The 15,510-nt window shown below is 45.7% G+C and carries 13 protein-coding genes; 7 read left to right on the plus strand and 6 right to left on the minus strand.

Annotation, left to right across the window (positions count from 1 at the left end; all coding sequences use genetic code 11):
- Positions 1-165: 165 nt before the first annotated feature.
- A complete protein-coding gene (locus C9I99_RS11300; protein WP_107348988.1) occupies positions 166-828 on the minus strand; it encodes a cysteine hydrolase family protein in 663 nt (220 codons plus the stop codon).
- Between the two features lie 299 nt (positions 829-1,127).
- Positions 1,128-2,030 (minus strand): LysR substrate-binding domain-containing protein, encoded by a 903-nt coding sequence (locus C9I99_RS11305; protein ID WP_107348989.1) that lies wholly within the window; start codon positions 2,028-2,030, stop codon positions 1,128-1,130.
- A gap of 242 nt (positions 2,031-2,272) precedes the next feature.
- Between C9I99_RS11305 and befA the strand changes: the two genes are divergently transcribed.
- Positions 2,273-3,043, plus strand: a complete 771-nt coding sequence (befA, locus tag C9I99_RS11310; RefSeq protein WP_107348990.1) for a beta cell expansion factor BefA — start codon at positions 2,273-2,275, stop codon at positions 3,041-3,043.
- A 76-nt stretch (positions 3,044-3,119) separates the two neighbouring features.
- Positions 3,120-4,139 carry an adenosine deaminase gene (locus tag C9I99_RS11315; protein WP_107348991.1) on the plus strand — a complete coding sequence of 340 codons (1,020 nt, stop codon included), beginning with the start codon at positions 3,120-3,122 and terminating at the stop codon, positions 4,137-4,139.
- Positions 4,140-4,427: 288 nt separating this feature from the next.
- On the opposite strand, the gene C9I99_RS11320 is transcribed toward C9I99_RS11315, so the two are convergent.
- Positions 4,428-4,976 carry a hypothetical protein gene (locus C9I99_RS11320; protein WP_107348992.1) on the minus strand — a complete coding sequence of 183 codons (549 nt, stop codon included), beginning with the start codon at positions 4,974-4,976 and terminating at the stop codon, positions 4,428-4,430.
- Positions 4,977-5,089: 113 nt separating this feature from the next.
- Here C9I99_RS11320 and C9I99_RS11325 point away from each other — a divergent pair, with 113 nt between their 5' ends.
- A complete protein-coding gene (locus C9I99_RS11325) occupies positions 5,090-5,572 on the plus strand; it encodes a glutathione peroxidase (protein ID WP_107348993.1) in 483 nt (160 codons plus the stop codon).
- 81 nt (positions 5,573-5,653) lie between these two features.
- Here the strand turns inward: C9I99_RS11325 and C9I99_RS11330 are convergent, their stop codons facing one another.
- Positions 5,654-6,628, minus strand: coding sequence for a CHAD domain-containing protein (locus C9I99_RS11330; RefSeq protein WP_166645410.1), 975 nt, complete (start codon positions 6,626-6,628; stop codon positions 5,654-5,656).
- A gap of 275 nt (positions 6,629-6,903) precedes the next feature.
- Between C9I99_RS11330 and hppD the strand changes: the two genes are divergently transcribed.
- Positions 6,904-7,980, plus strand: coding sequence for a 4-hydroxyphenylpyruvate dioxygenase (hppD, locus tag C9I99_RS11335; RefSeq protein ID WP_420849229.1), 1,077 nt, complete (start codon positions 6,904-6,906; stop codon positions 7,978-7,980).
- A gap of 44 nt (positions 7,981-8,024) precedes the next feature.
- Here hppD and C9I99_RS11340 read toward each other — a convergent pair whose 3' ends face one another.
- The gene (locus C9I99_RS11340; protein ID WP_243734424.1) at positions 8,025-8,594 is read right to left on the minus strand and encodes a NapC/NirT family cytochrome c; all 570 of its coding nucleotides are present in this window, start codon (positions 8,592-8,594) and stop codon (positions 8,025-8,027) included.
- 14 nt (positions 8,595-8,608) lie between these two features.
- Complete coding sequence (locus C9I99_RS11345; protein WP_107348997.1) at positions 8,609-9,226, minus strand: c-type cytochrome; 618 nt, start codon at positions 9,224-9,226, stop codon at positions 8,609-8,611.
- A 728-nt stretch (positions 9,227-9,954) separates the two neighbouring features.
- On the opposite strand from C9I99_RS11345, the gene C9I99_RS11350 reads away from it, so the two are divergent.
- The 3 genes from C9I99_RS11350 to C9I99_RS11360 are packed head-to-tail and all read left to right on the plus strand — an operon-like array spanning position 9,955 to position 15,140.
- Complete coding sequence (locus tag C9I99_RS11350) at positions 9,955-12,147, plus strand: OmcA/MtrC family decaheme c-type cytochrome (protein ID WP_107348998.1); 2,193 nt, start codon at positions 9,955-9,957, stop codon at positions 12,145-12,147.
- Positions 12,148-12,202: 55 nt separating this feature from the next.
- Positions 12,203-13,159: a DmsE family decaheme c-type cytochrome gene (locus C9I99_RS11355; RefSeq protein WP_107348999.1), complete on the plus strand. Its 957-nt coding sequence runs from the start codon at positions 12,203-12,205 to the stop codon at positions 13,157-13,159.
- Between the two features lie 10 nt (positions 13,160-13,169).
- Complete coding sequence (locus tag C9I99_RS11360) at positions 13,170-15,140, plus strand: MtrB/PioB family decaheme-associated outer membrane protein (protein WP_107349000.1); 1,971 nt, start codon at positions 13,170-13,172, stop codon at positions 15,138-15,140.
- The last annotated feature ends 370 nt before the right edge of the window (positions 15,141-15,510 follow it).

The raw sequence follows: 15,510 nt of genomic DNA on the forward strand, positions 1-15,510 counted from the left end.
AGTGGGGGTCGCTGGTAATGTGTCATCGAGTAGGGATACCCAAGGTGTCTCTTTTAGGTCTGTCTTTATATTCACTGACCGCCGAAAGACACTGTGTACCTTGCCATTGAATGGTTGAGTTGGGCAAAGGTATCCCTTAGTAAGCGCAAGGATCATTGCTGCAGCTTACTTTAGACCCTCGATAATATTTTCAGCGTTAGAGACCCAGCCGAAAATTGCACCCTGAGCTTTTATCATTTCAAGTGCATACTTCTGGAATTCTGGGAAATAAGAACCAACGCAGTCTTCTGGGATAATGCACTCATAACCACGGTCGTTTGCTTCACGTACTGTCGTGTTAACACAGACTTCAGTTGTCACGCCACAAACAATCAGGGTCTTGATATTGCGGTTTTGCAGAATCAGGTGAAGGTCGGTTTGATAGAAAGCCCCTTTACCGGGTTTATCGATAACAGGCTCGCCAGCGATAGGGTAGAGTTCTGGAATAATGTCATGGCCTTCTTCGCCACGAATAAGAATACGTCCTTTTGGACCCGTTTCACCAATAAACGTTTTGCCGCCACGAGTTAACTTCGCTGGTGGGCAATCACTAAGGTCGGCACGGTGACCTTCACGAGTATGAATAACCATCATTCCGGTATCGCGCGCTGCCTGAAGCACTTTTCCGCAAGGCTCAATGGCAGAGCGAACCAGAGAAACGTCATTACCTAGTGCTTCACCGAAACCACCAGGTTCAACAAAGTCACGTTGCATGTCAATGACGACTAAGGCTGTCGTTTCAGGTGTAAATTCTAGGGCAAAGGGTTCGGCATTAAATGTTCTAGTCATAGTTTAATAACCTTTAATTATTGGGTCAGGCTAACTCTTAGTGGTTAGCACAGAACTGATATTATCCAGCTGTGACTAATTAAAAAAGTGAGTAAATCAGACCTCTAAAATCAAAGATTTTGATGAGTCATGCATTGATGCGTGACTCATCACATTATTATGGTGTTCAATGGCTGTGACTGGGGACAAATCACAGTTTACTGGCTTACATCGAAAAAACTGATGTGTCGTTTCAGCTTTTTTACTGGGGTAAATGCTGGAAAATCAGAACTGGATCACGGGGAGTGAGCTCGCCGTTTTTAACGGCACCACAGACTGGTTTTTTCTGGCTGCATTAAATATTCGATACACCAGTTTAATACGGGGCTTTCACGGTTAGCATGCCAGGCATAAAATAGCTGTGTTGGCTGCTTATGTTCCACGATGGCTTTCTTAATGATCGTCCCTTGATCCAACAAGCTCTTAATGCGGTGGTGGGGGATATAGCCGATCCCGACACCACGCTCAACCATCTTTATCGCGGTTGTTAACTCTGGGGCGTAAATGATCTTCTGCCCTGTGAGTGACCAGGTATCTTGTGGTGAGATATGTTGTGATGTGTCTTTCACAACGATGGCAGGGTAATACCGTAACTGTTCTGCGGTTAATACTGTGATCTGGCTCGCCAGTGGATGCGATTGTGCAACGATGAAATCCCACTCAATGTCGCCAATGGAGTGGTAGACAATACCTTCCATCTTTGGTGCTGAGTGGGGGGCTCCAATGACAAGATCGGCTCGCCTATCATATAACGCATCCCAACAACCGTTATAAACTTCCGTTTTGATCGAAACTTGAGTCGAAGGAAATTGATGGTTTAGTTGTTCGATTAAATCAATGAGGCCATCACGATTAATAATATTATTAATTGCAATCGAAAATGATACATCAACCCCTGTGCTGATCATGGCTGTATTGCGAACCAATTCCTCGTAGGAGTCGAGCATCCACTGGCTTTGGTCGATAAAATATTGTCCCGCAGGTGTCAGCTTTACCTGCCGACCGGTTCGGTCAAATAATGAAAACCCAAGCTCCTCTTCCATTTTTTTTACGGTATAGCTAACGGCTGAAGGTACACGGTTGAGCCGCTCAGCGGCAACGGCAAAACTACCTGATTTAGCGATGACATGAATGGTTTTAAGCGCGTCTTTAGACAGAGGCATGCTGATTTCCGAAATAGCGAGGTTGATAAAATTATATGTTTTTGTCGATGACAATCAACATTTTGGAACCATTTACAAGCTCAGCTTCACAGCTTGATTTCAATGCCATTCAAAATAGTTTCGTCATTTCAACGTCTTCTTTAGACTGCTTTCCACACATATGTACCTCAATCATGCTGATAGCCTGTTGTTACAAATTGTAGAGGAGCTACTATTAACGTGAACATGCGAGGAGAAATCAAATGAAACTGAAAATAGCTCTTGCGGTATTGGCACTCGCGATCACTCCGGTTCATGCTGGCTGGGATGAAATTAAAGATGCCGCTTCAAAGCTTGGCGAAGAAGTCGGTAAAGGCTCTAAAGAAGCCTGGGATTCCGTGTCGGATTTCTCAAAGGAAACGTGGGATTCCATATCTGAATGGGGAGAGGATGCCTATAACACTGCCGGAGAGTGGACGGATGCTTCTGTCGAGAAAAGCAAAGAGTGGTTGGATGTCGCGGATGCCAAGCTGGATGAGATGCTAGAACCGGAAACCCCTGAGGAAGCCCGTCTCGCCTTGAATACCATGGCTGATACGGCCTTGGTGCGGTTATTCAACGAACAGCCTTCAGCCAAGCTTCTGTTCGATAGTGCTTATGGCTATGCCGTTTTCGATTCTCGCAAATTTTCTCTTATGCTTCATACCAACCAAGGCGCTGGTGTTGCCGTGAACCGCAAAACAGAAAAACATACTTATATGAAGATGTTTGGTGCAGGGCTTGCGGCTGGATTTGGCGGTAAGTTCTATCAGCAAGTTATCTTCTTTGAAGATCAACAAACCTTCGATGGATTTGTTACCGACGGTTGGGAAGCGACGTCAGAAGTGGGGGCTGTAGCCGGGACTGAGAGTGCCGAGTTGGCAGCCAAGTACAACGGCGGCATGGCCATTTATCAGATTGGTGAAAAAGGCCTGTTGCTCGATGCCAACATTTCCGGTTCAAAATACTGGATTGATACCGACCTGACCGAGTAGTGAGTGAAGACATTACCTATTTTAATGGGTCTGTGTGCAAAGGGTGAGGGGGCTTACCCTTTTACGGAGGTTAGTGATGAAAGGCTTTATTAGCGGGTTGCCAAAAGTTGAACTGCACCTGCACCTTGAAGGAACACTCGAGCCAGAGTTGATGTTCACTCTGGCCGAGCGAAATAACGTTATACTTCCCTATTCTTCTATTGAGTCTCTGAAAGCGGCTTATCAATTTCATGATCTCCAAGCTTTTCTTGATATCTATTATCAAGGTGCTTTAGTTCTCCAAACTGAGCAGGACTTCTATGATCTGACTTACGCCTACCTTAAACGTTGCAAGGAAGAGCACATTATTCACACCGAGGTATTTTTTGACCCGCAAATCCATACTCAAACAGGTACTCCGTTCGATACCGTCACTGGAGGGGTCACTCGTGCTTTGAAGGACGGAGAAGCCAATCTTGGCATCACTTCGGGTTTGATCATGTGTTTCCTGCGTGATTTATCCGAAGATGAGGCGATTGAAACGCTCAAGCAAGCAATTCTGTATAAAGACGACATTGTGGCGGTGGGGTTAGATTCGTCTGAGTCGGGTAATCCACCGGAAAAGTTTGAGCGTGTATTTGCGATGGCGAGGAATACGGGGTTTAAAACCGTTGCCCACGCTGGAGAGGAAGGATCCGCCGATTATATCTGGGGCGCGATCAATGCACTCAAGGTTGATCGTATCGACCATGGTGTGCGATGTAGCGATGATCCTAAGTTGGTTGACTACCTCGTTGAGCACCAACTTCCTTTAACCGTATGCCCACTGTCCAATGTGCAACTGAATGTGTTTGATGACATAGCGCATCACAACATTGTTGATTTGTTGAAGCAAGGTGTATTGGTAACGATTAATTCAGATGATCCCGCGTATTTTGGCGGTTATCTCAATGAGAATTACTTGGCGGTTGCTGAGGCTTTCGATTTGACTAAACAGGAAGTGGCAAGGTTCAGTGAAAATGCGATTAAGGCCAGCTTCTTGAGCGATGAGAAGAAACAGCTATTGCAGCAAAAATTGGAACATTACCTAGACATTCAGTTCCGTCCGATTATCTAAAAAAAACGCCTATCAAATCCATGATAGGCGAGCAATAAATCGTTTAAGGAACAACATATTTGAAGTGCAATAATCATACGTTCTGGGTAAAAACCGTGCAACGATCGATGGTGTAAAAGTTGTATGTTATTTTGTTAATTATCTTTTGGCTTAACTATTTACCGTTGGAAAATTTTTTAAATTTTTTATTCGTACACTAATTTTACTAATAACCATTGTTTTTCAATGGGTAAAGCCAATGAGATGTGAAAACGGAATCCGTTGTTATTGCCTTTCCTGGACAACCTCTTAATTAAAAAACGATTTTATGTTTTTTTGTAATGTTAATAACCAGCCTTTTCTGGGCTTGATTGTGTGAGCTTGGTCAACACCAATGTAATAGGATTGCATGAATTGCTGTCGAAGCGCTTCAGCTTGCTGGCTGCCGTTTGTCGTGAGTTGCTGGCTTATTTCAGTGGCTTGATCATTGGCATAGCTAAAATCAATGCCATTAAAGCCCTGACACAAAAACCAAGTCATACCTATGGCCTTCACTTCCATTTCATTCATGGTGTGGAACTTCTGGGCGTGCTCGTCTCCTACATGCTGCTGGAAGAGCGCATCCATTTCTGAGATTTTGCTCCGGGTCGCCTGAAACTCATCCAATATCTGCTGGAAAGATTGAGTGAATAAGCCAAGTGCGAGATCTTGCTGAAGCTTTTCTGCTTTTTGCTGGCAAACGCGAAGGAAAAAATCAGAGCGAAATTCAATGAACCCGTTGGCAAACGCTCGCTCGGCGTCACTAAATGGGAGTTGCTCAAAGCCAAACTCGTTTAATAGATGTTTTAATGGTTTCATACTGGGCTATCGGTAAACGTACGCTTTAAGCAGTATACGAAAATTAGAGCTCACTTTCTAAATCATTCACTTAGACTATAGAAATAAGATTCTAATCATAAGAGGGAAACGCTATGTCAGGCTTTTATGGGCTTTCTGCCAGTAAGATCAACGGTGATGTTGTTGATATGAGTGAGTTTGAAGGCAAGGTTGTACTGGTAGTGAATACGGCAAGCGAGTGTGGTTTTACGTCTCAGTACAAAGGGTTACAGATGTTGTTTGATAAGTATCAAGACCAAGGACTGATGATCCTCGGGTTTCCTTGTAATCAGTTTGGTGGTCAAGAACCGGGGGAGAATAACGAAATTGAACAAGTGTGCCAGCTAAACTATGGCGTCAGCTTTCCGATGTTTGAAAAAGTGGATGTGAATGGTCCAGATAGCCACGAAGTGTTCAAATACCTTACTAGCGCGCTGCCCGGGTTGATGGGTAAGAAAATCAAATGGAATTTTACCAAGTTCCTGGTGGGACGTGACGGCAAGCCGGTGAAGCGTTTTGCTCCAACCAAAACCCCTGAGGCGATAGAAAAAGATATTGTCCGCGCGCTTAATCGCTAGTCACTAAATAGTGTCAGCCCATATATGTGTATGGGTTAGCACTATTTGTAGGTTGCAACGACCATGCTAGAAGGTGCGGTACTACCAAGTTGACGGTTCTTGGTACAGGGTATAAAACAGGTCAATACTCTTGGGTTGCCTGAACTGGATCAGCTGATCGACTGTTAGCTGTTTTGCTTTTAAATGATAATCCCCATATATATCGATCAACTCCTCAATCGCTTTGTAGCGCCCACTTTGTTGTCCATGTTCAGTCAAGTAGTGCTTGAAAAATGCGAGTTGGACAGATGAATCATTAAAGCTACCTAAACTATCCTGCAGTACTTTAAGTTGGAGTACCTGCTGTTTGGTCTCTTTTAAGGATAAAATCGGCGTAAAATATTCAAGTAAATAACGAAATTTTTTACAGTCTATCCGTAACTGGTGGATGATAGCATCATCGCTATTGGCATCAATGTTGTGGCACTGGCTTTCTATCTGTTTGAAGTAATGCCATAAAAAACCATGCGCTGTGGTTTTGCATGCTAACTGTCCCTCGGCGGTGGGGTTGTCTCGCATGTTATCAAGCTGAGTAAGTACCTGCTTGCATGTAGACTTGTATTCTTCTGATTTCAGCCACTCTTTAAGGTATTTCAGAGACTTCCTGCGCTGGGATTGAATATCATCAAAGAAGCGGGTTAAGCCTTTGTGGTGTTGATGCTCCAGCAATGAAAAATACTGCTCCATATGTAGCAAGAAAACATCCAGATCACGCATCAAGTTGGTATGTTGCATGAGCTGTCTTAGGCTTTTTTTCAAAACCACTTTTTCCTGTCGATGGAATAGGGGGGTGAGTTGGTTGATAAGGGCACGAATTCTTCGCAGTGCCACTCGATATTGATGAATAAACTCTTCGTGATCATCTCGGATTATTCCCAGCTCGTGCCTTCTGGCATGTTCAAATTCGTTAACTAAAAAATGGTATGTAGGCAGGTAAATTTCTACTTCGGGTGAGAGTTGTACCACTGGGTTTTTCCGTTTTGGTAGCTTGAGCTGGTCCCGCTTTGTCACTGTCATATTATATTTACCCCCTCCATTAACTGTAGTGCGAAATTTTCCATTTTGGTGGTGAGACAAGGAAAATCTCACTGACAAATAACAAGAAAATGTCATTTATGATGCTTTGCTCATGCTCGGCAAAAAGTGAGTGCTTGAAACTGGCAATGAGAGTTTACGTCTGCGCTTTACATTTTCGCAACATTGTTTGCAGCACGAATTTCTCAACCTATAACCGAACTGCTAATTGTTTAGATAAGGTCTAGCGACCATGTTGATTTACGGCAGAAAGGATGATGAAGATGATTGAGAATCCACTCGGGACAGACGGCTTTGAGTTTGTGGAATATACCGCCCCAACGTCTGAAGGGATAGCAAACCTCAAACAACTCTTTCATGATATGGGGTTCGCTGAAGTCGCTAAGCATAAACACAAATCAGTATGGTTATACCGTCAAGGTGACGTCAATTTTATCATCAATGGAGAGCAGCACTCTCAGGCGGCGGGTTTTGCTGGTGTTCATGGTGCCAGTGTGAATGCAATGGCGTTCAGGGTCGCGGATTCCGCGCAAGCACTGAGGTATGCGGTTGATAAAGGCGCAACGGCTTGTCCGCCGCAGTCAGGGCCGATGGAGCTAAATATTCCAGCCATCTACGGAATTGGCGAGTCACTGATTTATTTGGTCGATCGATATGGCGATAGCAATATCTACGATATCGATTTTGATTTCTATCCCGACTACCAGGCTCGTATGCAAGATCGCGATGCGGGGTTGCTAGTGATTGATCACCTTACCCACAATGTGAAGCAGGGAAACATGGATTTATGGGCGAGTTTTTATGAGCGAATTGCCAATTTTAGGGAAATTAGACACTTTGATATCAAAGGTAAAATGACGGGATTACTATCGCGGGCGATGACGGCACCGTGTGGCAAGATCAGGATCCCGATCAACGAGTCTCGTGATGACAAGTCGCAAATTGCGGAGTACCTCAACCAATACAACGGGGAAGGGATCCAGCATATTGCCATGAGTACGGATGATATCTTCGGGACGGTATCCAAGCTGAAGTCGGGCGGTTTGATTTTCATGAATACTCCCGATACCTATTATGAAGGGATCAACAAGCGCGTACCGGGGCATCATGAAGATGTCGCCAAGCTCAGCGAATTGAAGATTCTGATTGATGGTGATGAGACAGGCATATTGCTACAGATCTTTACCGATACCGTTATAGGGCCTGTATTTTTTGAAATCATTCAGCGCAAAGGTAATGAAGGTTTTGGGGAAGGTAATTTTCAAGCGCTGTTTGAGTCTATCGAATTAGATCAGATCCGTCGTGGTGTGCTGACTCAAGATAATGAAAGCTAAATAGAAAACGCCCCTGATATGATTGAATCAGAGGCGTAGCCCGATTATTCAGGCAGCTTGTGGGCAATTCCAGCATGACAGTCAATGCATGTTAGGCCACGAGCTTCCATTGTCTGATGACGACGAGAGGCATTACGAGATTGATTCTCAAAATCCATTGTCGTTACGTCATGGCAATATCGACATTGCTTCGAGTCATTTTCTTTGAACTCATGGGTGACCCTCTCGGCTAAACGAGGGCGGTGTTCTGACTCAAAGTTTTCCAAGTTAATTTTCCCCGTTATCATGTGGATAATGTCCACACTGGCGCCAATTTTAAGGGCCATTTTAGGAAAAAACTCTTGTGGTACATGGCAGTCACTGCAAGTCGCGGCAACGACGCCCCTAGTATTGGTAAAGTGTGGTGAAGCTTCATACTCTTCCACAATCGTATCCATACCGACATGACAGCCATAACAAAAATCATTGTTATTGGTGTAAGTCATTCCATAATGAAAACCACCTAGTGCAATAGCTCCCAAGATAAAAGCCAGAAAGCCTCCGATTGGAATGCCTAGCAACCATTTCTTGCTTGGCTTACTCCATAAGGATTTCTTTTGTTGAGGGTTACTCAAGGTCATTCTCTCTATTATTGATAGCTAGCGTAGTATTCTACAACGGCTTTGATCTCGTCATCGCTCATGGCTTTTATTGCATCTACCATGCCCTTATCAGCGTCACGCTGGCCATTTTTGTATTCCATCATACTGGCTAGTAGGTAACCTTTTTTCTGTCCTGCAAGAATGGATGCTTCATCAAACGGGTCACTTCCACCGTCTGCGTGGCAGCGAGCACAACTCTTGTCGTGAAGCTCTTTACCCATGGCGGCTAGATCGGCATCGAATGGCTGCTGAGCACGGACAAAAGGTAGTTCAGCATAGTGAGCGGCTAGAGCTTCAATTTGATCTTCACTTAGTGACTCGACAATATTAGCCATGTCATCGGATTGGCTTGTATCGCCATGAACATAGTTCACGGTTTTGGCAGGTCTGCCATCTAAATACTGCAGCATTTGATCGCTGAGGTTCCACTCTGGAATACCAGAAATCGTAGGAATATCTGTTTGAGAACTGACCCCATCAGCACCGTGACAAGACTCACAGCTCTGGATCAGTTCATCTGAAAGAGCGTGGGCGTTAAATGTAATAAAACTAGAAGATAGAGCAATGAACAAAGCTGTTTTTTTTGTTTTAGTTAAAAAAGACATACAAGCAAACTCCGCAGCAACAATTATTTTCAAAATTATTATATTCTAATGGGAAAAGTGTGGTTATGATAAATTGTAAATAATCATTAAGGGTTAGTTCGATTTAAGTTGTTTATTTTGTAGTGACTTTATTTTGCTATTAATATATTGATTTTATATGTTTTAACTCATTATTAATATATGTGGTTATATTGCGGTGAAATACATAAATATAGCTATCTTATTGATTTTTAAGGTGTATTAAAAATACTGGTTAAGATGGTGATTATTTTAAGCTGTTGTTTTTATGATGTTTTAGTGGGTTTTTCGGTAAATCCTAATCTTTGGGGTAAAAGTCGCAAAATCCGTGCTTGACAGATTTTATTATAATTGTTAGAGAGGTGGTGGTTAGAGTAAATACTTGAACGAATAAACGTTTAGGGGTGTTGGTTTATATTTTAAAATTTGTGGTGGATGTAACTAAGATCAATTTTTCGAATTTGGCATTGTAATGTTTCATCTACAAGGTATGTCTTGGGGCGTAATGATACATTCTGCATATAGGTAATCGCTTATTAGTTGTTGTGATGATCCTTCTATGTGTGTTGTGTTGACTGTAAGCTTAACTTTGGCCTTGTTGTTGGATTGTTCGCCGTGTGTCGATATAGAGATCGGTATCATTGCTACTTGGATATGGATATCAGCACCCATTAGTCCAATAAGAATAAATCCTCATCAAGGATCAGAAGATGAAGATACTAAAAGCAGTGTGGGTTGTATTGCTATGTGGCTTGCTTGCAGCATGTAATACAGACAAAAAAGATCAAAATACGCCGCCACCGATACAAGGTGACTTTACGGTCAATGTCAGCACTCCAAAGCTGAAGACTCTAGAAACCGGTGAGACGAAACTGGTCGTCGACTTTACTGTCTATGACGGGTTTGGCCAGCCGTACCAGTTCGATTTGAATAAAGATTTCAGAATCGCAGTGCTAAAGGCAATGCCTCAGCGCAGTAGCAGTGGCCGCGATGGCAACAGCTACTGGAAAAGCTTCCATCACTCCAGTAGTTCAAATAGTAAAGCTGGCATGGAGAAGGTCACGGATGGGGTTCTGGAAGAGAAAGATGATGGATATTCATACACTTTCGCCATTCCGGATATTCTGAAAGTGGTTGAACCGCATCTTGATGACAGAGTTGAAGGAAGTGAATTTATTCCATGGGATGCCGACAAGCTGCACCGCATCGTGATGGCCTACGGCGAGCAGGGTGATGGCTTTACCCATGTCCATGAATGGGTGCCTGACCCATCCGCGGCAGTGGAGACGGTGTCGAGAAATATTATCGAGTATGAAAACTGTGAAAGTTGTCATATGGGTGAACCTCTCTATCACTCATCGGGCTATCGCGCGATTGATAACAATTTCGCGGTGTGTGCAGCCTGTCACAACGACAGTAACCCGGGTGCAGCACCTAGCCGCCGCCCGTTGTCGGCGATCGTGCACCAGAAACACGGAAACATCTTCGAAGTCGATCGCGATAAAGAGCCGGTTGTAGACGAAGAAGGCAACCCGGTTGTCGTTGGTAGCCCGTTCCCGCAGGATGCGCGTAACTGTACCACCTGTCACAACGAGGTGTCGGAGAAAACACCGGATGCCAACAACTGGTTCGAGCATCCGAGCCAGCAGACCTGTGAGACCTGCCACCTGTACCGTGACACCTCTTTGGAAGGAAGCCAATCTGGTAGTTCTGCCCACCCTGGTCGTCTAGGTACTGATTGGAGCAAATCAGGCTGTACCAGTTGCCACAAGCCGTATGAAAACGACGGTTCGGATGCTGCGCGCAGTGCACGCAGTGTTCACCTTGGACGTCTTGACAACCTAGAGATGGCGCGTGATTTAGTCGATGTTTCTATCGACGAAGCCAGCTTCTCTGCTTCGACTTACCATGTACGTGCTCGCGTCATGCTAGATGGTCGCGGTATCGAAGCGATGTCGGAACTGACGCCATTTATCAAGACTGGCAAGGCTTATTTGCTGATCAACTGGGATAATGGTCAGGGTGCGGAAATCGGTTATTCGTCACCACTGAACTTTGTTGCGCCTAATACCATTAACCTAGCTGGCAATGCATGTGAGGCTCAGGGTGATGGCTGGTTCAGTTGTAGCAAAACGTTCGGTGAAGACGACAAACAGCCTGAAGCCGGTTCTATCCTGACCGTTTCGGTAGCTGAGATGCCGCTGTGTGCCGATCGCCGTAGTGGTGAGCTGATGGAATGTGCTTCGTTTACTGATTTTGAAAACATCAATAACCGTGGCCTGATTGCAGCCAATACCACGACAGCTTCGTTTGACCAGAGTGGCTTTAACGATAATCACCAGTTTGTCTTTGGCGCTGAAAAGGAACTGTGTTCGACCTGTCACGAGGGCTTCACCATCCACCTTGAAAATCATGCTGCGACGGAGCTGTACCAATGTGCAAGCTGTCACAATGCTGAGCGTGTCTCTTGGTACGATGGGATCCCTGGCGATCTGAAATATCATGTTCACTCGTTCCATGCCTTTGGTTCGAAACGCGAAGGGGGTTCTGACTTCCCTGGGGCCCTGAACAACTGTGAGTCGTGCCACACCGCCGAGCAGTACCACCTGCCAAACCAGCAGAACGCCCGTCCGTCGGCGATCAATGCTGGCGGCGAAGCGAAGTACTTCAGCCCGGCGTTGGTGACTTGTGGTAGCTGTCACCTTGAGTCTGCCTTGGGCAAGGTAAACACCAGCACCCCGGCTCTCGGTGATAAAGCTATCAGCCACATGCTGCGTAATGGCGCCGTGTTTGCGGCAGATACGCCCGAAGAGGCAACCGGTACTGAGCAGTGTGCGTCGTGTCATGGCGTTGGTCAGGAAGCAGGTGTTGATCGTGTCCATAACATCTACGACTACCGTTAAGTGAGCTTATCCGGGGGCGTGCCCCCGGATAACTGTTCGAAAATAGGAAACTCTAATGAATACAACAATTCAGCGGTGGCTCGTAGCGGTGATGCTTGCGTTAGTGGGCATGGTTGCATCGGTGCATGCCGCAGATGTTGATCCTCGTGAAGAGATCGAGGCGGTGTTGGATAAGAAGTTCAGTGATGGCAAATATTCCCGCCAGGGGGCTGATGGCTGTATGCGTTGTCATGACGATCAGTCTGAAAAGCCTGCAACAGGGATTTTTGACAATATTCACGGAATGGCTGCCAACAAGCATGGGCCGATGAGCGACAGGCAATGTGAAGCTTGTCATGGTCCAGCAGACAACCACCCTCGAAACCCTCGCAGGGGTCAGATGCGCGAGCCGATGATCACATTCGGCCCGGATTCGCCAGTGTCATCGGAGAAGCAGAACAGTGTGTGTTTGTCTTGTCATACCGATTCAAGCCGATCGGCCTGGCACAGCAGCGAGCACGCGTTTGAAGATCTGTCTTGTTCGAGCTGTCACAAGGTTCACCAGAAGGATGATCCTATGATGACGCCGAAACTGCAGGTTGAGACCTGTACGTCGTGTCACTCGAAGACCAAATCGGATCTCCACAAGCGTACCAGCCACCCGATCCTAAACGGTGATATGCAGTGTTCGAGCTGTCACGATCCGCATCAGACGGTGAACGAGTACAGCCTGAACTTCTCGTCGATCAATGAAACCTGCTACGACTGCCATGCCGAAAAGCGTGGTCCGTTCTTGTGGGAGCATGAGCCGGTAACGGAAGACTGTACCTTGTGTCACAACCCGCATGGCTCGATCAACAGCGGGATGCTGGATAAGCGTCTTCCTCAGCTTTGTCAGGATTGTCACAAAGTGCCTCACGCCAATGTTGATATCCCTGAGAATGATTTGCGAGTGCGGGGCGGAAGCTGTATGAACTGTCATAACCAGGTTCACGGCTCCAACCACCCTCGCGGAAGCGCATTGAGATACTAAGGAGAGTGTCATGAAATTATCTCCATTATGGTTATCAATCACCGCGGCATTGGCTTTCCCTGCGCTGGCGCAGGGAGACTATGCCCTGCAGAATGCCGGTGAGGCCGATACCAGCCGTTGGCGTTGCAGCGATTGCAGTACTGATGGTCAGTGGACAGGAACCGTCGGTTTTGGCGCTGGTTACAGCGACAACGGCGGTTCAACCCGGTTTAACAATTGGGTACCGGCAAATACCGGTGAAGGCATGGTCGGCAGTTTCAATGCTGATCTCGAGCGGCATGATGATGATGGCTTCTACCAGAAGGTAAAAGTTGAGGACTTGGGGTTCGATCGCTTTCTTTTAGAGGGTGAAATTGGCCATTACGATGGACTTCGGGTACGCGGCAGTTACAGCGAAACACCGTATTACTGGAATAATTCAAGTCTTAGCGCTTACAGCGGAAGTAGTAATGTTCAGACTGCTGGTGACTTAAAGGTATTTGATAAGTCAATTACACGCAAGAAACTGGATATTGGGGTGAAATATACACCGCATACCCCATGGCGCCCTCATGCCGATATGATATTTGAGAAAAAAGAAGGAACGAAATCCTTCTATACCTCAACAATCCCTGGTGTGGGCAACGTACCGGGTTATGTACAAAAACCGATTGAGCATGAGACCTTGAATGCCAGTGCTGGACTGAGCTATTTGGAAGATCGCTGGATGGTGGATTTTGCTTACCGCACATCGATCTTTAGGAATGACTATACGGCTTTGTATTACGGGCCGAGTGGTGATCCTTACATGAACCAGTTCTCGCTTGAGCCGGATAATGAGTTCCATCAGCTTGCCCTGTCGGGCAATTATCGCTGGGACAGGCAGAGCCTAACCAGCCGTGTTATGTGGTCGCAAGCGACATCTGATGGTGGTCTGGATGCATTTCCTGATGCCCATAACAGAAAGAGCAAGTTCAAAGGACATGTCAACACGTGGCAGGCCGATGCTAATTATCTCAATCGCTTAAGCCGCAAAACAAGCTTGAAAGTGACGGCAGATTATCGTGAGCGTGATGATCGCTCTGATCTGGATGCGTTAGTTGGGGTGACTCGGAAAGAGTATGATCGTACCCAAAGCCGATTAGGTACCGCTGTCGATCACCGTTTCAGCCGATCATTGCGCATGAGTGCGGGTTATGACTACCGTTATGATAAGCGTGAATACGCCGATCGGGAAAGGACGGAAGATCACACGTTGTACCTGAGTGCTCGCTATCGTCCTGATGCTGATTGGAATGCGGGCGCTAAACTTTCCTATCAGACTCGGGATGGTTCAGATTGGCATAACTCCAACAGCAGCGATGTGAATCTTCGCCAGTATTACCTCGCTGATCGAGATCGTATCGAACTGCGCGGTAATGCCAATTACGATGTTACCGAGCATGTCCAGTTAACAGCCGAAGCATGGTATGGCGACGAGCAATACCCAGCACCGGATGTTGGGGTGAGTGAGGGGCAGGATTACGGCTATGATCTAGGCATCAATGTCTATCTTGAAAACGATACAACCGGCTATGCCTATTACAACCAGCAGTCGATCCGTTCAGAGCAGGAGCATGCCAATAGCAACGCACCTGACTGGGGGCGCTACTCAACCTCGATTGAGGATGATATTAAGACCGTTGGACTAGGCTTGAGTCGTGATAACTTGTTCTCTAAGAAGCTGGATATCGCTCTAGATTACAGTTACCACTATGGCAGGGGAAAAACGGATACGACAGGATCCGGTTACCGTTATCCGAATAACAGCTCTAAAGGCCACCGTGTTGAGCTGAAAGGTGACTATCGTCTTGATGAGAATCAGACCATTCGCGTAGATATGCGCTATGAGAATTTCTCTGAAGATGACTACTTGTTCAATGGTGAAACCGCTTATATGGGTGATGTTAATCAGAAATATGATGGTTATTTTGGGTTTGTAACCTGGGAATACCGTTACTGACAGGCACTCAAGCATGAAAAAAGACCGGCATAAGCCGGTCTTTTTTTTGTTAAAGGCCTATGTCCATCGATAGAAAATGCTGGGTACAACTGAAAGTGAGTTACAAAATGTAATCGTGGAATGAATTGAAGTCCGGAGATGCCCTTTATTCGGCTAAGGAATGTGATCTGGGTCGCTATAGGGTTCTGTCTAGTAGAGCTTAATTGCCGTTAGTGTGATCTATCTCACTAACTGATTGATATCTGCTCGTCTGGGTTTTGTGATCTAGGTGGTGAAATTTATATTGACAAATCTTTAGCTGCTGAATTGTAGCAAAGTTACATTGACGTTCTGCAATGTGGATCACGGAGAAAATCGTTTGAAGGGATGT

This window comes from Photobacterium lutimaris (assembly GCF_003025555.1).
Classification (GTDB): Bacteria; Pseudomonadota; Gammaproteobacteria; order Enterobacterales; family Vibrionaceae; genus Photobacterium; species Photobacterium lutimaris.